The 20483-nt window shown below is 48.0% G+C and carries 17 protein-coding genes; 4 read left to right on the forward strand and 13 right to left on the reverse strand.

Going from position 1 to position 20483, the window contains the following annotated elements:
* Window positions 1-135 precede the first annotated feature (135 nt).
* The 4 genes from AB1401_08795 to AB1401_08810 all read left to right on the forward strand — a co-directional run bounded on the left by AB1401_08795 (window position 136) and on the right by AB1401_08810 (window position 4089).
* The gene (locus AB1401_08795) at window positions 136-336 is read left to right on the forward strand and encodes a hypothetical protein (protein ID MEW6615546.1); all 201 of its coding nucleotides are present in this window, start codon (window positions 136-138) and stop codon (window positions 334-336) included.
* Window positions 329-982 (forward strand): hypothetical protein, encoded by a 654-nt coding sequence (locus tag AB1401_08800; protein MEW6615547.1) that lies wholly within the window; start codon window positions 329-331, stop codon window positions 980-982. The genes AB1401_08795 and AB1401_08800 overlap by 8 nt, the downstream gene beginning before the upstream one ends.
* Window positions 969-1340 (forward strand): response regulator, encoded by a 372-nt coding sequence (locus AB1401_08805; protein ID MEW6615548.1) that lies wholly within the window; start codon window positions 969-971, stop codon window positions 1338-1340. The genes AB1401_08800 and AB1401_08805 overlap by 14 nt, the downstream gene beginning before the upstream one ends.
* 85 nt (window positions 1341-1425) lie before the next feature.
* A complete protein-coding gene (locus tag AB1401_08810) occupies window positions 1426-4089 on the forward strand; it encodes a PEP/pyruvate-binding domain-containing protein (protein MEW6615549.1) in 2664 nt (887 codons plus the stop codon).
* Here the strand turns inward: AB1401_08810 and hypE are convergent.
* From hypE to AB1401_08875, 13 genes are all read right to left on the reverse strand, one after another.
* Window positions 4086-5084 (reverse strand): hydrogenase expression/formation protein HypE, encoded by a 999-nt coding sequence (gene hypE, locus AB1401_08815; protein MEW6615550.1) that lies wholly within the window; start codon window positions 5082-5084, stop codon window positions 4086-4088. The two genes, AB1401_08810 and hypE, sit on opposite strands and share 4 nt — an antisense overlap.
* Window positions 5077-6159, reverse strand: coding sequence for a hydrogenase formation protein HypD (hypD, locus tag AB1401_08820; protein ID MEW6615551.1), 1083 nt, complete (start codon window positions 6157-6159; stop codon window positions 5077-5079). Before hypD ends, hypE begins: the two co-directional genes overlap by 8 nt.
* A 44-nt stretch (window positions 6160-6203) precedes the next feature.
* Entirely contained in the window at window positions 6204-6416 is a 213-nt protein-coding gene (locus AB1401_08825; GenBank protein ID MEW6615552.1) for a HypC/HybG/HupF family hydrogenase formation chaperone, read from the reverse strand.
* Complete coding sequence (gene hypF, locus AB1401_08830) at window positions 6416-8725, reverse strand: carbamoyltransferase HypF (protein MEW6615553.1); 2310 nt, start codon at window positions 8723-8725, stop codon at window positions 6416-6418. The genes AB1401_08825 and hypF overlap by 1 nt, the downstream gene beginning before the upstream one ends.
* Window positions 8726-8753: 28 nt before the next feature.
* Window positions 8754-9404, reverse strand: a complete 651-nt coding sequence (hypB, locus tag AB1401_08835; protein MEW6615554.1) for a hydrogenase nickel incorporation protein HypB — start codon at window positions 9402-9404, stop codon at window positions 8754-8756.
* 34 nt (window positions 9405-9438) lie between these two features.
* Window positions 9439-9780, reverse strand: a complete 342-nt coding sequence (gene hypA / locus AB1401_08840; GenBank protein ID MEW6615555.1) for a hydrogenase maturation nickel metallochaperone HypA — start codon at window positions 9778-9780, stop codon at window positions 9439-9441.
* 18 nt (window positions 9781-9798) lie between these two features.
* Window positions 9799-11670 carry a GAF domain-containing sensor histidine kinase gene (locus AB1401_08845; GenBank protein ID MEW6615556.1) on the reverse strand — a complete coding sequence of 624 codons (1872 nt, stop codon included), beginning with the start codon at window positions 11668-11670 and terminating at the stop codon, window positions 9799-9801.
* Window positions 11671-11763: 93 nt separating this feature from the next.
* Window positions 11764-12177, reverse strand: coding sequence for a response regulator (locus AB1401_08850; GenBank protein MEW6615557.1), 414 nt, complete (start codon window positions 12175-12177; stop codon window positions 11764-11766).
* Window positions 12178-12352: 175 nt separating this feature from the next.
* Entirely contained in the window at window positions 12353-12991 is a 639-nt protein-coding gene (locus AB1401_08855; protein ID MEW6615558.1) for a hydrogenase maturation protease, read from the reverse strand.
* Window positions 12992-12994: 3 nt separating this feature from the next.
* Window positions 12995-14425, reverse strand: a complete 1431-nt coding sequence (locus AB1401_08860; protein MEW6615559.1) for a Ni/Fe hydrogenase subunit alpha — start codon at window positions 14423-14425, stop codon at window positions 12995-12997.
* Between the two features lie 12 nt (window positions 14426-14437).
* On the reverse strand, window positions 14438-14980 hold the full coding sequence (locus tag AB1401_08865) for an NADP oxidoreductase (GenBank protein MEW6615560.1): 543 nt from the start codon (window positions 14978-14980) through the stop codon (window positions 14438-14440).
* Window positions 14981-15042: 62 nt separating this feature from the next.
* Window positions 15043-17103, reverse strand: a complete 2061-nt coding sequence (locus AB1401_08870) for a molybdopterin-dependent oxidoreductase (protein MEW6615561.1) — start codon at window positions 17101-17103, stop codon at window positions 15043-15045.
* 47 nt (window positions 17104-17150) lie between these two features.
* Window positions 17151-20309, reverse strand: a complete 3159-nt coding sequence (locus AB1401_08875; protein ID MEW6615562.1) for an NADH-ubiquinone oxidoreductase-F iron-sulfur binding region domain-containing protein — start codon at window positions 20307-20309, stop codon at window positions 17151-17153.
* Window positions 20310-20483 lie beyond the last annotated feature (174 nt).

The raw sequence follows: 20483 nt of genomic DNA on the forward strand, positions 1-20483 counted from the left end.
GGCGTTATAATGAGATGGTTTATTGATAGTATGGTAGGATATTGGATCCTGCTGCTGACAATCAGCCTCAGTGTTGCTGCGGTGATCTACGTAGCGTGGCTGCGTGATGCGTTATTATAACGAGGAGGTGAACCAATGAAATTCTTTCATATTATTGCAAACATAGTTCTGTATGGGTTCTTCCTTTGGTTGCTCTATAACTCCACGATCAAGGAATGGGATCCGTGGGATGCCTTTGTTGTGGTCTTTGTTCTCTTTGTGGCTATTGTTACATCCATGATGCCGGGTCTCCATGCTTCGAGAACCTCACCAGGTGAATATCCTTACGATGACTGAAGAGGTATATGCCCTTAGGGCCAGGATCAGAGAACTTTATCCCAAACGTGTCAGGGGTGATCTCACCGAGAAGGCATTTCAGCACGAGCTAACCGGGCGCACGCTGGACCTTTACCGTGCACTCATCAGGATGAGGATGGAGAAGGGGGAGACCATCTTGAGGGAGCATCATGTTGTTCGTTCCCATTTTCGGCTGACCCAGTCGGTACTCAGAGAACCTGACCAGGAGGCTATCAGTATGTTCGCGACGGATCGCCGTCTTTTCTACGTCAAAGACGTGCTGCTGTCTGGCCGACCACCTGGCACCGATGAGGAGGATAATCTTTTAATTGAAGAAGTCTCCTTTGACCGTATCGAGTCTTTACATGTTCGACGTCAGGTGAGGATAGGGGAGATAGGCGTGGGAGGGGCAATGGTGGTTTTTGTTATCTTTCTCTATCCCTATCTTTCTGTAACCGGTCCCTTTATGATGGGACTGGGTGTTTTGGGTATGTTGCATGGCATGTTGTTGCCCACGCGGTGGGTAGAGGTTAAGACCATTAATCCGGCTTCGGATCCGATCATGATATATGCCCTCCGCAAGAAAAGCTGCCGGGAATTAGTCAGATTACTATGGAAGAAAACGAGGCTCTATGGAAGGGATTAAAGTCTTGCTTGTTGACGACGAGGTTGATTTCACGGCCAGTCTGCGCAGGGTCCTGAGCCGTCGGGGCTTCGATGTAGAAGTGGCAGCAGATGGTTTGTCTGCCCTGGCTCGGGTTGTTCAGGGATACTTCGATGTGGTGGTGCTCGACGTCAAGATGCCAGGGATGAACGGTCTCCATGTCCTGTCAGAAATCAAACGCCTCTCACTGCCCACCCGGGTTATCCTCCTGACCGGTCACTCCTCTTTAACTGAAGAGGAAAATACCTTAAAGGGCGAAGCCTTTGCCTATCTTTTAAAGCCATACCCGATTCTGAAACTGGTGGAAATGATAAAGGCAGCAGTGGCAAAGAACCTATAAATCAGGAGGCATAAGAGGGGCGGGGTTACCCCGCCCCTCGACCCCTCGAATTCTTGAAATCTTTTTGCGGCGAAGGCGATCTTAAATGGAAGGTATAAAACCACCCAACAGTTCAGGAAGGGCGGTTGAATGGCTGTGCCGGATAGCTGCCATGCTGTGGCGCAGCATTCTTTTTTTCCTCGAAATAGTTGGTATTTGCAGGGAAGAAAGCATTGACCATGCCGCCCAGGTGGCAAGACTTAAGCTCTATCACGCCGAATTCCGTAAGCTTCTCTCCGCAAACAACAGTTTCCTCGAAACTATGGCTGATCTGGAACACAAATTCTTGAAAAGGGAATATATTGAGCGTTCTTTCATAAAACGGAAGGTAATGCGTGCCATTGCGGATGTCCATGCCATGGTGGAGAGCCTGAATGTCATCTCTGATGCCCGCTATCCCGATTTGAGAAAGGTTCTGGGACAGAACACGGCTGCCCTGACGACTTTAGTTGAGGACTCAAGCCAGACGGTTCCTGCCGAACTCGTGCTCGAAATGTCTGCAATATTCAGAAATCACGCCGATCTGACGGGTGGTAAGATGGCAAATCTTGGTGAGATAAGGAATGTCCTGCAATTGCCTACACCGGACGGCTTTGTTGTTACTACCGAGGGCTTTCGGCTGGTTATTGAAGAAGGCGGTATACGTTCATGGGTGCAGGACAGGCACATGGAACTCCTCTCATCAGGGAATGTAGCAGGGATTAGCCGGGACATCAGAGAAATGATAGAAAAGGTAGAGGTTCCCATCGCTCTCAGGGAAGCTATGTTCGACCTTTATGGACGGCTTGCCCGGAGGATTGGGTCGAGTCCCTCGTTGGCAGTGCGTTCCAGTGCCCTGGGAGAGGACAGTGATTTTTCGTTTGCCGGTCAGTTTTTATCACTCCTCAACGTAGGTCGAGAGGGGCTGCTCAGCGCCTATCTTAAAGTAGTGGCCAGCCTTTACTCTCCTGAAGCGATCCACTATCAGCTCCTCCACGGGATATTAGCTGATTCCGCAGAGATGGCTGTGGGGTGTATCGCTATAGTGGATGCCCTGGTAAGCGGAGTTGCCTTTTCAAAGGATCCCAACCAGCCTGATTCAGGGTATGTACTGATCCAGGCTATACGCGGGCTGGGGCTACCTCTGGTGGAGGGGAGAACCTCGCCGGAGAGTATCTTTGTTCCAAGGGAAGATAGGGGATACGTGATTACCCGGATTCCTTCCCAGCAGAAAAGCCGTTTCATCCCTTCCCCGGATGCCGGGCTGAAAGAGGAAACACTCAGACTGGAGGAGGTTGGACAGGATTGCCTTACCGATAGTGAAGCGCAGCAACTGGCACAGTGGGCTCTTAAGCTGGAGACTCACTTCGGTGCCCCACAGGATATTGAGTGGGCGATGGATAAAAACCGGCAGATCATTCTTCTCCAGTCCAGGCCTTTACGTCTTTTCAAGCATATCGTTCACACCGATATGCCTGTAGACGGTTTCCCGGTACTGGTGAGAGGAGGAGAAGTGGCATGTCCCGGCGTGGGTAGCGGTCCGGCTGTCCACATAACTGAGGATGAAGGCATGGATACCTTCCCCGGTGGCGGGGTTCTGGTTGCCAGAAGGTCCTCGCCCAAGTTCATAAGGGTTATGTCGAAGGCACGGGCTATTGTTACTGACTTCGGGAGTACCACCGGCCATATGGCTTCCCTGGCAAGGGAATTTCGGGTACCAACCCTTCTGAATACCAGGGTAGCAACGCGTGAAATTCCTCCGGGCACGATGATTACCGTAGATGCAAACAACGGCTTTGTATATGAGGGTAAGCTTCCCATAAGGGAAGAGAAAGAGGCTGAGGAATGGGGTTTTTATTCAGGGGTACAAAAGTCCCCCTCACCAAGGTTTCAACTCCTCGAGAGAGTTATCGAGCTTGTTGCGCCTCTTTACCTTACAGATCCGCGTTCTCCTGAATTTACAGCAGATAAATGCCGGACCCTCCACGATCTTGCCCGTTATATCCACGAAAAGTCCTACAAGGAGATGTTCATGATGGGCAAGAGGGTCGGGGATCTCCGGGCATCCAGCTACTACCTGGATGTTTTTCTCCCTATTGATCTCTACCTTATAGATCTTGGCGGGGGTATTGAAGGAATGCCCAGGGGACGAAGGGTGAAACCTTCCCAGATTGCCTCTGTACCCCTTGCTGCACTTCTCAGAGGGATGCTGCACGAAAAGATACCCCGCTTTGGACCGAGACCCATGGACTTTCGGGGGTTATTCTCAATAATGATGCGCCATGCTGTGAACAGCCCGGAGACGGAATCAACCTTCCGAGATCCCTGCTATGCCATCATTTCTGATAATTATCTTAACTACACGGCAAGGGTCGGGTATCATTTCAGCGTGGTAGATACCTATTGCGGCAACACGCCGAATAAAAACTACATCAGCCTGACCTTCAGAGGCGGAGCGGCGGACTACACCCGCCGTAGTCGAAGGGCAAGAGCCATCGCCGGAATTCTCAGAGAGTATGATTTATCTGTCGAGGTAAGTCACGATCTGGTCAATGCTCGTCTGGGGAAGGCAACCAGGGAGGAGACCGTCAGCCACCTGGAGATGATAGGAAGTCTCTTTCAGTTCTTCAGGCAGATGGATGTTGCCATGACTAATGAGGATTCTGTCCAGCTGCTGAAGGATGCCTTCCTTCGGGGTGATTATGACCTTGAAAAGCTCATGGGGTGCTAACATATCCTCGGCAGCTGTTCACCTGCCAGCATATCCAGGATTCTTGTACCACCAATCTTTGTCCTAAGGCAGACCCTGCCGTTTAACTCAGCCGCCACCTCACCAATAATTTCGCTTTCCTTTCCCAGGGGATTACCTTTCATTATCTTAAGCACCTCACCGGTGCAATCCCGTTTCGCTACTACCACCATCTTCCCTTCATTTGCCAGGTACAAAGGGTCAAGTCCAATGAGTTCACACACCGCTGCCACTCCGTCAGATACCCCTATCTTATCCTCATAAACCACAATACCCAGACCTATACCTTCGGCGATTTCATTCAGGGTAGTTGCCAGTCCACCCCTGGTAGGGTCTCTCATAAACTTCACCCCATCTACCTCAAGGATATCAGATGCAAGCTGGTTTAAAGGGGCAAGATCACTTGTAACCCGGGAGCGAAAAGGAAACTCCTCCCTGGCTAAAAGCACCGAAACTTCGTGTTCCCCAACACTTCCCGAAAGTATGATTCTGTCTCCAGTTTCAATTCCTTTCACGGAGAGGTCTTTTTTTACTATCCCGACACCGGAGGTATTTATGTAAATCCTGTCTGCTCCTCCTTTTTCAACTACCTTGGTGTCTCCGGTAACTAAAAGCACCCCGGCAATCTGTGCTGCCTGAGTCATAGAGAGGGCTATCTCTTCGAGTACCCTTTGATCCAATCCCTCCTCTATTATAAAACCGCAGGAGATATACAGCGGTTCTGCCCCCATGACTGCCAGGTCATTCACTGTCCCAAAGACCGAGAGTTTACCAATATCTCCTCCTGGAAAGAATATAGGTTTCACCACATAGGAATCCGTAGTGAAGGCAAGCCTTGTTCCCCCTATCTCAACTATTGCCCCATCATCCTTTTCTGAAAGGAAAGGGTTATCGAAGTTCTTAAGGAAAACCTTATCAATAAGGCTGTGAGATAGACTTCCCCCACTGCCATGAGCCAGGAGTATCTTTTTATCCATATTTGTAATAGGCGGCACAACTTCCCTCGCTGCTTACCATGCAGGGGCCCAAAGGAGAATAGGGGGTACAATTTCCGCCAAAATGGGGACACTGATTCGGAACCTTTCTCCCCTTCAGTATCTCCCCGCAGATGCAACCTTCGTTTTCAACCGAAGGTCTTTCTTTCAAACGAAATACCTCTCCGGCGTCGAGTTCTTTATACTCCTCCCCCATAGCATAGCCACTATTGGCTATTGTTCCGAGCCCCCTCCATTCACTGTCTTTTTCGATAAACACCTTATTTAACAGAGCCATTGCTCCCGGGTTTCCATCATTCTTTACTACCCTTCTGTACTGAATCTCTACAGCAGCCCTTCTTTCCTTAAGCTGGTACAGAATCATACAGATACCCTGAAGGATGTCAAGGGGTTCAAATCCGCAGATGACCGAAGGTATGCCATATCCCTCAGCAAGGAAAAGATATGTATTCACACCGATAATGGTGCTCACGTGACCTGGCAGGATAAAGCCATCTACCTTTAATTCACTGTCTTCTGCCAGTAATCTCAGTGCCGGTGGGATCCGTTTATGGGCAGACAGAAAGTATAGATTCGAAATCCCCATTTTCTTAGCCTCTATAGCTGTCACTGCTACAGAGGGGGATGTAGTCTCAAAACCAACAGCCAGAAATACCACCTTTTTATCAGGGTTATTCCTGGCTATATTCAAGGCATCAAGGGGTGAATAAACTACCGCTATTTTTTTGCCTGCTGCCCTTTTCGTTTCCAGACTTGAAATTGAACCAGGAACCCGCATCATGTCGCCAAAGGTAGCAATTATCAAGTCTTCTGTCTCTGACAGGGCAATTGCATGGTCCAGGTAGGCGGCAGGGGTAACACACACCGGGCACCCCGGACCTGAAAGCAGCCTTATTGACTGAGGAAGGAGGGACCTGATCCCTGAGCGGAAGATGGACATAGTATGGGTTCCACAGACCTCCATAATGGTTACTTCAGAATCTCCCATGATGGATTCCATTTTTTTTATAAGGCACAGGCAGAGATTCCGATCCCTGAATTCATCAATATACTTCATCCAAAAACATCTCCTGTATGCATTCAGCTACCAGTCATCAGTCTTTAGCTTATCATCTCCTTTATCATGGAAAGGGTTTCGACTGCTTCCTTTTCGTCAACCCTGGCAATGGCAAAACCAGCATGTACCAGGACATAATCCCCTGTGGATACATCGTCTACGAGAGCGAGGCTTACCTCAACCTTTGCCTCACCGATAGATACTGTACCCATTTCTCCCCGGACTTCCTCAATTCGGGCAGGGACACCTAGACACATCACTTCTCCAGTTTTTTGAGGGCTACCATTGCCTGTCCCAGAGATATCCCCCCATCGTTGGGTGGAACATCGTGGTGGGTGAGGACAAGAAACCCATTTTTCTTTAATCTGTCAACGGATAAATTCAGCAATCTCACATTCTGAAAAACACCGCCGCTCAATGCTACCATATTTAAGGCTGTCTTTTCCCTTATCCGTCTGCATACCTCAATGATGATAGTTGAGATGGTATTGTGAAACCGTGCTGATACTATACCTTTCTCTGTCCTGGACATAAGGTCATCTATTATGCCCCTTATTACACCTTGAGCCCTGATCGTTAAGGGCAAAGTGTCGAGAAGCTCAAAGGTGTACTCCCCTTCTTCGCCATGAGATGCTAACATCTCCAGCTCTACTGCCGCCTGACCCTCGTAGTTTATCTTTTCCTTTACGCCCAGTATGGCAGATACTGCATCAAACAGCCTACCCATACCTGAGGTCAGAGGAGAATTGATTCCTCTTTCTATCATCTGCTTAAAGATATGAAGCCTTTCAATATCCCATCTTAAGTTAAGGATATTAATCACCCTGAACGCGTCATCAACGAAGCTCTCCAGGAGGTAGGCGAATCCCATCCGGTAAGGCTCTTTGATCGCCTTCTCCCCGCCGGCCATAGGTACATATTCCAGGTGCGCCATCCTCTCAAAGGAGCTAAAATCCCCTACAAGAAACTCACCGCCCCATATCTTGCCATCCTCTCCATACCCTGAACCATCAAATATTACCCCTATAACCCTATCCGTTACACCATTTTCCCCAAGACAGGATGCCAGGTGGGCATGGTGGTGCTGGATCCCTATCTTTTCTCCTCCCTGAGCCAGGGCGTATCTTGTTGAGAGATAATCGGGATGTAAGTCATAGCAGGTTACTTTTGGTCTCACGTGAAAAAGCCTTTTGAAATCTTCTATCCCTCCCTCAAAGGAACGGAGGGTCTCCAGGTTATCCAGATCCCCTATATGATGGCTTAAAAAGGCATGATTTCCTCTGGTAAGACAAAAGGTATTCTTTAATTGTCCCCCACATGCCAGAACCTCACCTCCAGAAAGGGGCAGTGTTATCGAGAGGGGAACATAACCCCTTGATCTCCGTATCATCATTGCGGCGCCGTCGAATATACGAGCTACAGTGTCATCTGTCCTCTGGTAGATTTCTCTATTGTGGAGCAGGAAGTAGTCGGCAATCCTGCCCAATCTCAGTATCGCCTCGGAATCGTGGTAGGCGATGGGTTCATCTGATATATTACCGCTTGTCATCACCAGAGGTCTCTTTACCTCTTTTAAAATCAGGTAGTGAAGGGGAGAATAGGGAAGCATAACCCCAAGGTATCTGTTCCCTGGTGCTACCTCCTCTGAAATAAGATTGGAATCCCCCCTCTTCTTTAAAAGGACTATTGGCCTCTTAGGATCAAGGAGTAGGGACTCTTCCTCCCTTTCCAGATAACAAAAGGTTTTTATCTCTTCAATCCCTTCTACCATCAGAGCAAAGGGTTTATCCTCACGATATTTTCTGCCCCGAAGCCTTGTCACCGCTTCCCTGTTGGTGGCATCACAGGCAAGATGGTATCCCCCAATCCCTTTTATGGCAACAATAAAACCATGAAGGATGAGGTGGGCTACCTCATTGACAATGTCCTGACAATACACCCTTTTCCCGTTACAGTCGAAAAGGGATATCTCAGGCCCACATTTTGGACAGGCATTTGGTTGAGCATGGAATCTCCGGTTCAAAGGGTCTTCGTATTCACTTTTACAGGGTAAACACATGATAAATTCCGACATGGTGGTCTTATCCCTGTCATAGGGGACATCCTTGATGATAGTAAACCTGGGACCACAGTTGGTACAGTTGACGAAGGGGTAAAGGTATCTCCTGTCCGCAGGGTCGAACAGTTCATCGAGACAATCCTCGCAGACAGAGATATCCGGGGAGACAGGAACAAACTGCCCCTCTTCCCTGAGGCTCTCCCTTATCTCAAACCTGTTGTATCCCTGGAGGCTAAGATTGCCTTGAATTTCTATATTTTCTATGTGGGACAATACAGGAGGATTAGAGTTAATCTCATTAACGAATCCTTCGAGATTACGGCTGCTGCCCTCCACTTCTATCTCCACCCCGGCAGAAGAATTGCACACCCATCCTGTAAGGTTGTATTTATTTGCCAGGTTGTAAACGAAAGGACGAAACCCAACCCCCTGGACTATCCCCTTTATTTTAATGGAAAGCCGAATTTTATCTCCATATCTTTCTGCCTTGATTGCTTCCGGAGCCAACGTACCTCTCTACTTTCTCAAATATCAGCTATCTTCCCTCAACCTCTTTAACCAACCATTCATACCAGCCGTCTAACCCACTCTCGGTTTTGCAAGAGACCTCAAAGATACGCAAGTTAGGATTGACCTTCAGGGAATTCTCTCTCAGTCTTATGATATCACAATCACAGTAAGGTAAGAGGTCGATCTTATTTATAATTAATACCTGAGACTCGTGAAACATAAGGGGGTATTTCAGGGGTTTGTCTTCTCCCTCTGCGATACTCAGTATCATTACCTTCATATCTTCGCCCAGTCTGAATTCTGCAGGGCAGACCAGATTTCCTACATTCTCGATAAAGAGGATGTCAATATTTGCCAGATCAAGCTTCCCTATACCTTGATTTACCATGGTGGCATTGAGGTGGCATGCACCACCTGTATTTATCTGAACAACCTCGACCCCCTTCTTATGGATCCTTTCAGCATCCAGTTCTGTCTGAATATCCCCCTCGATAACCCCGATCCTGACCCTGTCTTTTAAAGCAGAAATGCTTTTTTCAAGCAGTGTTGTCTTACCAGCCCCCGGAGAGCTCATCAGATTCATTACAAGCGTCCCTTTTTCCTTGAACAGTCTCCTGTTTCCCTCGGCAATCATATCATTGGCTTCTAGTATATCCTTTACAATCCCTATCTTCATCTAATAAGTCCGTCCTGAAAAATTTCGGGGTGAACTAACAAGCCTCCAGTTCTACTACCTGCAATTCCCTTCCAGAGATTATCTCCAGTCTGTTTCCCGTACAACCGGGACAGATAAAATCCAGTTCATCGAGGATAAAATCCAGTTGACAGTCACTACACCTGTACCTTATGGGGACTGAATCGATCTCCAGTACGGCTCCTTCTGCTCTGGTATCTCTGGTCATGATCTCAAAACAGAATTTCAGGGATGCCGGTTCAATAGCCGCCAGTTTGCCTACCCTCATGCCTATTTTAGTGACCCTGGACAGGTTGTTTACTGAAAGCTGCTCGTTTACTATATCCATGATATTCTGGACAATGGATAGTTCATGCATGCTGTCACCCTTGGGAGTTTATCTCCGAACCCCTTGGGGCAGAGACAAAGGGGGGGATAATGGAAGTATACAGGTGAAGCGGGTCCCTTCTCCTACCTTGCTTTCTACATCTATACTTCCCCCCAGCCGATCAACGACTTCTTTGACAATGATAAGCCCCAGTCCGGTCCCATTCTCCTCTATTGCCTTGGCATTATCAGCCCTGAAGAACTCGGTAAACAGGCGAGGTATATCTTCCCGGGATATTCCGATACCCGTATCCGAAATCTCAAATAAGATCTGGTTTCCCCCCTTCATCGAGAGGTTGATCCTGACCAATCCATTTCTGGGGGTATATTTCACTGCGTTGGAAACGAGGTTAGTAAATATTTCGTCCAGCAGTTCATGGTTTCCAATCATAATATTACCAATTTCTTCAATCTCTGTCCTGAACTCTATTCCTTTCTCAATAGCTTCAGACTGGTATAACTGAACTACCTGTTTAAGTATCATAGAAGGGTTCAAGCCGAGAAATTTTATTCTGTTAATTGCCTTAATGTCATGATCAAACCTCAAAATATCGCTTATAAGGTTACCCAGGAGTTCTGCCCTTCTGTCCGTCCGTATCAGAAGTTCCTTCTGCTTCTCATTTAACCCTCCCACATAACCTCCTGTAACGGTCTTCAGCATACTTCTAATGGCATTAAGGGGGGAACGAATCTGATGAACTGCCTTTTTGGTAAACCATGATCTTGTGAGACTCGATTGGAGATTTTCAATAGCCAGCGCCGTGAGATCCGTCATCAGGGAGAAAAACTTCGTATCTTCTTCATCGAATCGATACGTTTTGTCGCTGTAGACACATAGGATCCCTGTGGAATCTTCTTCCGCCCGAAGGGGTAAACATAACATCGAGGCTATCCCTTCTTTCAGGATATCTTCAGGGTACTGAAAGTAATCTTTCTCATCGATATGACCGATAGCATAGGGAGACCCCTGAATTATCCTGAGGTTGATAGGGCTTTTTTCAATATCTATGCTTTCTTTAGATATATAGTCTCTGCTCAAGCCATATACGGAAGCGAATCGAAGTGTCCTCTTATCATCATTCAAAAGCTTGATAGAACAGCCCTTAACACCCATAATCCTTGTTGCATATCGTGTTGCTGAGTCCATAAGCTCCTTGAGGTCAGAGTGGGAACCCATTTCCTTTACCATCTCATAGAGAGCTGTTAACTTGGCATTAGTCGAATCCAGTTCGTGGGAAACCTCAAGCAAACTCCTTGCCTTCGTCCTCAGAGAAACCTTGACAGAGGTGATGAGAAATGCCGAGATCAGGATGGCAGCGGCGAATGTGAGGTATGGAATCGAGATGCCACTGGATCCATAGCTGTAATGCAATAGGTGTATCTGGAACAGGATGGGCTTTGGGGGCAACATTCCTATATCCTGTAGGACAACCAGACCTCCAAGTGCTGCAATAACCATTACTCCATATAGATAGCAGCTAAGAGGGGAGAGGAGTATCCCCGCTAAAATGATATGAAAGATGACAAAAATCAAAAGGGGGCTGTAAACACCCCCTGTGAAATAAATCAGTGTATATAAACATAGAAGGTCTAAAGATATCTGGGTATGGGCAAATATGGTGAAGGGTCTGACCTCCCTAGGCCTGAACGCCTCCAGTCGCTTTCCTATATAAAGGAATATTGCATTGTAGAAGAGAATAAAGATAAGGACAATGTTTAAAGGGAGGATGGGCAGACTCTGTCCCCCGAGATAGACTGCCCAGGTTATTGCAATGGCCGTCCCTGCCCCTATCCATCTGAGGTGGATGAACCAGAAGACCCTTTCTTTGAGTTCCTGTCTGAAGAAAAGCTGTTCCTTAACCAGGTCGTATCCGACTTTCATAAAAGTCAGTTCCTTTTTGGATACTTTTTCAAAGCTCTCGATATTTCTAACGGAGTGTAGAAGAAAATACCCTTTCGAACCCTCTAACGGAGTTTATCTACCTCCTTGTTCCTTGATAATGGCCTGGATTGTTGAAAGCAATTCTTCAGGATCTACTGGTTTTTCCAAAATGTACGAGACGGGCCAGCTTTCACCCAGTATATGTTGAAACCTTTCGGGGCCTTCTTCCGCCATCTTTTGAGTAAAGCCCGTTTCTAAAATGATGGGGATATTCTTATACTGGGGCTCATCTCTGAGTTTGTATGCGAGATCAAATCCCTCTGTGTCTGTGCTCATCATAACGTCCAGGATGATGAGATCGGGTGTCTTTTCCTTGATTTTCGCATACCCTTCCTTTCCGTTGTAAGCGTATCTCACTGTAAAATCATTGCTTTCCAGGATGATACGGAGAGAGTTAACTACATCCCTGTCATCCTCAATTATAAGTATGTCTCTTCCCGTGCTCATTTGTCCCTCCTGTTTAGCCACCCATGGTATCATGGTATCACAAAAAACTCATTTTGTCAGTTTGTTTTTGAACATAGCGCACCTTCGGTGGGAACCTGTAGGGGTTCGATTTATCGAACCCGCAACGTCGGGCCTCATAAATGCCGCTCCTACCAGGTACTTAAAATGGAAATTCCTATGCAATATAGTTAGACATTAAAAAACCTTTTATCTCAGCAACTACCTCAGATACTCTATCTTCAACCTCCTTTGTAAGCCCTTCTCCGATGTCAAAATCCTCTCCCTGAACAGAAATCATCCATGCTTCTGGATTTTCGTTATACAGAGATTGAAGAAGCCCCAGGAGAAATGCCGGATTAAAATGGTGCGTCAGGTAGGACAAACTCCTGAGTTCAGGCTCTACCCTGGTCCATTCCCATCCCCCTCTCAATTCGTTCATAGCAGCATCAACAAATATAATTAAAGCTGCATCCTTTAGTTCAAAAGCCAGGTCAGGCTCAAGTTGATGAGGGGCAAAAAAATGGATTTCCTCCCTGTGTTTGAGTATCTCTCTTAATTTTGTAACTGCATATGGACCTATTCCATCGTCCCGGCGTTGGGGGTTGCCATAACCTATAATCCATATTGAAGACAGTTTGGTTTCCACATTGACGGCTTCGTAAAAAGTCCATCTGCGGCGTTCCGCTGCATCCTCAGTCGTTGCAGCGTATCTGTAAGTACGCCTCATTCGTTCGGATTTGCGCGCCTTGCATCTGGAGCTTTTTACTGTGCCATCTGATTTTTGACTTTTTACGACTTCATCAACATTGGGCACGACTCAGCCCCTTTGTACTTCATCTATAAGTTCTCCATTGAAGTTGTATATCTGAATCTTAAGGGGCATCTTACCAACAGCATGGGTTGCACAGGACAGACAGGGGTCGTAGCAGCGTATTGCCCCTTCAACCCGGTTTAACATTCCCTCTTCTATTTTGCCCTTGTGGATGTATTCCCTGGCTACAAGCTCAATGGAACGGTTCATGGCAATGTTGTTATGCCCTGTCGCAACAATCAGATTTGCCTTGGTGATTTTGCCGTACTTCTCCACTCCGTAGTGGTGAACGAGTACTCCCCGGGGAGCCTCGATAACTCCGATGCCCTCATTGTTGGCGGGACCAGCAGTGACCCTTATATCAGTGCCACAGATACCCGGATTCTTTAGAAGCTCCTCAGCCCGCTCAAGGCAGTAGAGAAGCTCAATCTGCCGGGCATAGTGGTAGAGGAGTGTACAGCCGAGGAGCCCTTTCTCTGTAAGCTTCCTGAAGTTCTCAAGTTCCTTGTTTGCTTTAGGGGTAGCAATTTGGGTCGCCGCATTCACCCTGCCAAGTGGGCCGACCCGGTAACAACCCTTTGGGTAACCCTGAGACTTGTAGTAGGGGAACTTCATGTAGGACCATGGTTCAACCTTCTCGCCGATATAATCCAGATAATTGGCAGGATCAAACTCGACAAGCATCTTCCGGTTGCTGTCTACAATCCGCCAGCTGCCATCGTAGAGGGAAATACAGCCATCCTTATCCACAAGCCCCGCATAGTTTGACTCGAAATTAGCAAACCGTTTTACTTCATCCAGATTCTTCTCCTGCCACCCCTTCAGAAGATCAATGGCAAGTTGGCAGGTTTCATAGGCATCATTAAGCCCGGCAAGGAGGCGATCACGGTCAGATTCAGGAAGGGCGTTGGTTACCCCGCCTGGAACGGAGAATGCAGGATGTACCTTCTTGCCGCCAAGTGCCTTAATAATCTCCTGTCCGTACTTGCGGAGCTTTATTCCCTTGACTGCCGCATCCGGGAATTTCCCGATTACTCCCACTACGTTGCGCACGGCGGGATCGGCATCCCATCCAAGGAGGAGGTCCGGGCTTGCCAGGTGAAAGAAGTGGAGGGCATGGGACTGGATATATTGTCCCTTATGCAGCAGTTTCCGCAGCAGATATGCGGTCTCCGGGATATTTACCCCTAGGATTGCATCACATGCCTTGGCCGAAGCCAGCTGATGGCTTACGGGACAGATACCACAGATTCTCTGGGTAATTATTGGCATTTCCTCAAAGGGTCTCCCCTGGCAGAATCGTTCATATCCCCTGAATTGAGTCACATGGAATCGGGTATCTGTTACCTCACCGTTACTGTCCAGAAAAATAGAGACCTTCCCATGCCCTTCTAATCGACTTATGGGGTCTATAGTTATCTTTTGTACTGTTGTCATAAGGGTACCTCCTCAGTCAAAATGCATCAGTTCGCTTGGAAGAACGGGTATCCTGCCCTGCAGGATCTCTGTCAAAGAATAAGCAATTGCCTCGGGAGAAGGTGGACATCCTGGTACATATACATCGACTGGCACTACCCCATTAACCGGGAGTACTTTATCCAGAAGGGGGGGGATGTCTTCATGTGTGGGAACCGCCCCTCCCACGGTGCTTTCAGTTTCAATATAGCCATACCTCAGCACCTCATCTTTCGGGATCCAGTTGCGTAAAGTGTTAATACCACCAAAGACTGCACAGTCTCCCCATGCAATGAGAATCTTGCAACATTGCCTGAGCTTGCGGGCAATCTCTACCTGTTCTTCGTTTCCAATGCCACCCTCAATAATACCAACGGTAACCTCTTGAAAGTCAAAATTCTTAAAGTCAGTAATGGGGGTAACAGTTAAATCTACAGCCGAAAGAATATCCAATAGGCCTTCATCCAGATCCAGAAAGGACATATGGCATCCTGCACATCCCTCTAGCCATACTGTTGCTACTTTTGGCTTTCCCATCAATAAACCTCCATTCTTGGTATTCCGTGTCGGTGTCAGGGACGGGAATAACCCCGCCCCTACTAATACATTAAAAATGGGCCAAGTTCCATCTCTTTTTCTACTTTTTTACGTAGCTCCTTCCATGTTTTGAAGTCAGGACGAAATTTGGTTCGGTCAGCCAGAGCCACCATGGTTTGCCATGACCCCTTTACCCCTTCGGGAGGATTAAGTATCTTTTCCCTGTAGCTAAATTCTATGCCATCCAGAGAGGTATATGTTCCACCCTCTTCCATCCAGAGAGGTTTTGGAATAATGACATGTGCCTTATCAGCCAGTGCCTCCGGAAAATAGGGGCTCATAACACCAAGAAAATCGAGTCCACTAAAGCGATCCAGAAGGTCTGAACTTAAAGTTTCTTCTCCACCCAGAAGAATAAGTCCACCTCTTAATTTGTCTTTACCCTTTATCCCTTCACGAGAGGAAACTCCCAGCCTCCATGCTCCGGCACTGTTTCCGTCCGGCTTCAGGATAATAAGCCTCAGGGTGTTCTCGGGAAGGATGCCCTTTAAAAATGCCAGTTTCATAATATACATAAGCCATGATTGATCCTCAATAGCGGTCAGTTCTTCTCCTGCAATAATTATGGGGTTCTTTGACTTGTTAAATATCCTGACCATTTCATACAGGGTCTTTCTGGTTTCCCAATCCATACCCTCCCTTTTCAACATATCTGGAACATTGATTTCTCCCGCTTCCCCGAATGATTCTTTAATGGATGAGATGGCTTCATCCAGAAGGGCTTTAATCAGTAAGAGTTTGTTTCCATTCTCCGGTGACAGATATAGGGACGTCCATGGATGCATAAAATCTCTTGTTCCTATAATAGCGAGTTTAACACCTTTCTCCATAACACATCTGTGTATGAGGGATGAGAGCAGGGGCTGACTTTTGTAAGGGTCTGCGCCTACTGCCAGGATAAAGTCGGATTCAAGGATTCTCTTCCATGATGCCTCCCTGAAAGTCTTTCCCACGTCTTCCCTTGCCCTTGAAATGGTTCTCATGTGGTCTCCGTCCAGGGTGTCTATGTAGCCAGAAGCCCAGCCCCCGGACATAATATCCCTGAAGAGAACAAGTTCCTCATTAGAACACCGGCTTGATGCAAGCCCGAAGATAGCCTTCCCACTGTATGTATCCCTTATAGTACCAAGCTTCTCAGCTACTAAGTCAAGGGCATTTTGCCATGTCTCTTCTACCCATGTCCCATCCTTCCTTCGAACCCTGGGCTGAAGGAGACGAGTTCCAATCGTCTTAAAGGGTTCAAATCTCCCCTTATAGCATAGTTGTCCGAGGTCCGGGCTTCCGCCATTCAGAGAAAGCTTGCCTTCAATCTTCAGCAGGTTGTTATCCCTGACAGAATGAAGCGTTGGGCATAATAATCCACACTGCGGGCAAAAGGAGTCAATAGTCTCCCAGTCCTTTCTGTGTCCTTTAACCGCATAATGTGTCATGTAGCGATTGTATATTGCCCCTGTTGGGCACACCTGCATGCATACACCGCAAGAGTAGCAGCTAGACTCTCCTCTTTCTTCATTGAGGTCCAGACCGATAAGGGAGTGAGGTCCCCTATTTTGAAAGTTCAGCACATAGGCTCCTGCTATCTCCTGGCATCCCCTGATGCACCTTCCGCATAAGACACATCGATTATGGTCTATTGCCATGTATTCACTTGTTATATCAACGGGAAATGCCTGATGGGAAGAAGGGACAGTGAGATGGTCCATCTGCATTTCATAGGCTAGACTCTGGAGCTCACAATCTCCACTCTGGGCGCAGAACATGCAGTAATGGTTCCTCTCGGCAAACATGAACTCAAGGATGGTTCGTCTGGCTTCGATGATCCGATCGTTGGATGTGACCACCCCCATCCCTTCTCTAACGGGCATCACGCAGCTGGCAACCAGTTTGGGAGAGCCATCTACTTCCACCACACAGAGCCTGCACCCCCCCCAATTGGAGAGGCAAGGATGGTGGCAGAGGGTGGGAATACGAATGCCGTTTTGCTGCGCTGCATCCAGGATTGTCGTACCTTCGTCTACCGCTATCTCTCTTTCGTCAATCTTCAGATTTACCTTCTTCTCCATTGGATATCCTCCAAAATTTTATGGCTTCGTAAAAAGTCCATCAAATTTTACACTGTTTGAATATCGCACCGCAGACACCGACATGCCTCATCCATAGCAATTTTGCTTGAAAACCCCAGTTCCACTTCTTTAAAATTTCCAATTCTTTCTGCCGCAGGGATTTCTGGAACACGAATCCTTGGGATTTCCGGGGTCTCCTCATCTATTACCATTGGAATCTCTATCTCATCCTCAAGGGGTGGTATATATGGAGGCTCTGTATAACGCTTCCTGACAGCAGCATCTATCTCATTTGCAGCATGATGGCCTGCCGCTATTGCTTCCACAACCGTAGCAGGACCTGTAACTGCATCTCCTCCCCCATAGATCATTGAATCACTGACACATGTCTTCGTACCTTTCTTTATCTCCAGAAGCCCTCTCTTAGAGATTCTGGGGTCGTCTTTTTCGACAGGGAAAGGGAAAACTGGCTTCTGGCCAATTGCAACGAGCACCTGATCTACATCCAGGGAAAACTCGGCTCCTGGTATAGGCAGAGGTCTTCTTCTGCCACTGGCATCAAATTCACCCAGAGACATCCTCTGGCAGATGACCTTCTGCAGATGACCATTATCACCCGAAAACCTGATTGGAGCCACAAGATATTCGATCTTTACCCCTTCCTCTTCGGCAGCCTGTATTTCTTCTTCCTGTGCCGGCATGTCTTGCCGGAGCCTTCGATAAAGTATGGTAACCTCCTTTGCACCGCATCTCAGGGCAGAACGTGAGGCATCGATAGCTGAATTGCCCCCTCCGATAACTGCCACACGTGTTCCTATCTCCGGCTTTTTCCCCAGGTTAAGTTCCCGAAGATATTCTACGGCTCCCCAAATACCTTCAAGGTCTTCGCCGTCCGCTTCAACCCGGATGCTTTGCTGAGCTCCAATAGCCAGATATATGACGTCGGACTCCTTTTTAACCTGATCCCATGAGATATCCCTGCCTACCTTTGTGTTGCACCGGAGCTCCACACCCAGCGCCAGGATATCTTCGATCTCAGACCTCAAGACATCTCTGGGGAGCCGATATTCCGGTATGCCCCATCGGAGCATACCCCCGGGTTCCGGAAGCTCCTCGAAAACAACTACCTCGCAGCCCCTCAGAATAAGGTCTTTAGCAGCAGTCAAACCAGAGGGGCCAGCACCTATGATTGCGATCCTTCCTTTCCTGGTTACAGGTACCCTGTTTACAGGTGGCCTCCTGGTATTATCTGTAATAAACCGTTTAAGGTACTTTATGTTCACGGGTTCATCCAGGGTGGACCGTCTGCACTTGAATTCGCACTTGTGGTCGCATACCCTGCCACAGACACTGGGGAATGGGTTGGTTCTGAGGAGGATTTTATAGGCATCGTCTAACCGCTCGGCCCGAACCAGGGCAATATAACTTGGGATATCCATCCCCAGGGGGCAGGTGTGCTGGCACGGGGATTTGAAAAAGGCTGAACACACTATGGCAGGACAACGCTTTTCACGAATATGTGCCTCGTACTCGTCCCGGAAGTAACGGAGGGTGGAAAGCACGGGATTGGGAGCCGTCTGTCCCAGTCCGCACAGGGCTGTATTCTGAACAATAGAAGCCCATCGCTCAAGGGTTTCTATGTCTCCCACCTCGCCTTTGCCCTCACATATTCTGGTCAATATCTCCAGCATCTTCTTTGTACCCACCCGACATGGTGTACATTTGCCACAGGACTCTTCCTGACAGAATTCCATGAAGAATCTGGCTACATCTACTACACATTTATCCTCGTTCATAACGATCATGCCGCCAGAGCCAACGATTGCTCCAAGCTGGGTAATCGTTTCATAATCGACCGGTGCATTCAAATGCTGGGCAGGTATACATCCTCCGGATGGCCCACCCAGCTGAACAGCCTTGAACCTTTTCCCTTCGGAGATACCACCCCCTATATCATGGACGATAGTGCCTATAGGCGTTCCCATAGGCACTTCCACCAGTCCTACATTATTTACATCTCCTGTAAGGGCAAAGACCTTTGTCCCTTTGCTTCTCAAGGTACCAAGACCGGCATACCATTTTCCTCCATTAAGGATTATCTGGGGTATACTTGCCAGGGTCTCTACGTTATTCAGAACTGTCGGTTTTTTCCACAGGCCCTGTATGGCAGGGAAGGGGGGTCTGGGCCTGGGCATACCCCTTTTCCCCTCGATAGAGGTCATAAGTGCTGTCTCTTCACCACACACAAATGCCCCGGCTCCACGGTAAACCTCCAGATCAAAACTAAACCCAGACCCAAGGATATCCTCTCCAAGGAGCCCATATCCCCTTGCCTGGTCGATGGCAAGGTTCAACATCTTTACAGCAAGAGGGTATTCTGCACGGCAGTAAATATAGCCCTGTTTGGACCCGATAGCCTTGGCTGCTATGATCATCCCTTCTAGTACTGCATGAGGGTCTGACTCCAGGACGCAGCGATCCATAAAGGCTCCTGGGTCCCCTTCGTCGGCATTACAAAGGACATATTTGATATCTCCGCGGGATCTTGCGCAAAACTCCCATTTCATTCCGGTAGGGAACCCGGCGCCTCCCCGACCTCTAATCCCTGACACCTTAACTTCCTTAATGATTTCATCAGAACTCATCTGATACAGTGCCCTGGCAGCCGCAAGATACCCATCCATGGCTATGTACTCTTCGATCCTCTCTGCCTGGATCAGACCACGATTCCTCATAACACGCAGTTCCTGCAAACCAAAGAATGGGATTTGTTGGATGGAGGGTATTGCTTCGGTTCCTGGAGATGGAGGGCCTTCAAATGCTTTCTCCTTTTGTTCCCAGCCTCTAGAAAATGCCCATTCCGGGATTACCTGGCTCCCCAATACGTGTTTCTGGAAGATTTGGCGTGCTTTTTCTTCGTTCACTTCTGCATATTTTATAGACTCTTCTCCAAGTCTGTCTATAGTAACAAGGGGTTCACGGTTGCAGATGCCTGCACAACCAGATGTAGTTATGAGGATATCAGTTCTCCCAGAGGAGTTAAGCTCTTCCCTGAGGGCAGCCAAAACATTCTCTGCACCAGAGGCGATCCCGCAGGTGCCCATGTGCACCGTGATGAGACAATTACACTTTCCAACCTCCAGTACCGATGACCTGAGAACCTCTCCCTTTATCCTATAAAGATCCTCTATCTTCAGCTTTTGCATAGGTAAACTCCTTCTTTAATTGTCTCCCTCATCGATTGGGAGAAAAACCCTTCCGCCTGAGGAAAGACTTCAGTTGGATATTGTGCGGATGATGCAGGGACAACCCCCAGTGCCCCCCCCTTTGCCAAAGGGGGGGCACTGGGGGGTTACCTGTCCCTTTGTGCCTCAAACCCC

It is taken from the genome of Thermodesulfobacteriota bacterium, from assembly GCA_040757775.1.
Lineage (GTDB): Bacteria > Desulfobacterota > UBA8473 > UBA8473 > UBA8473 > UBA8473.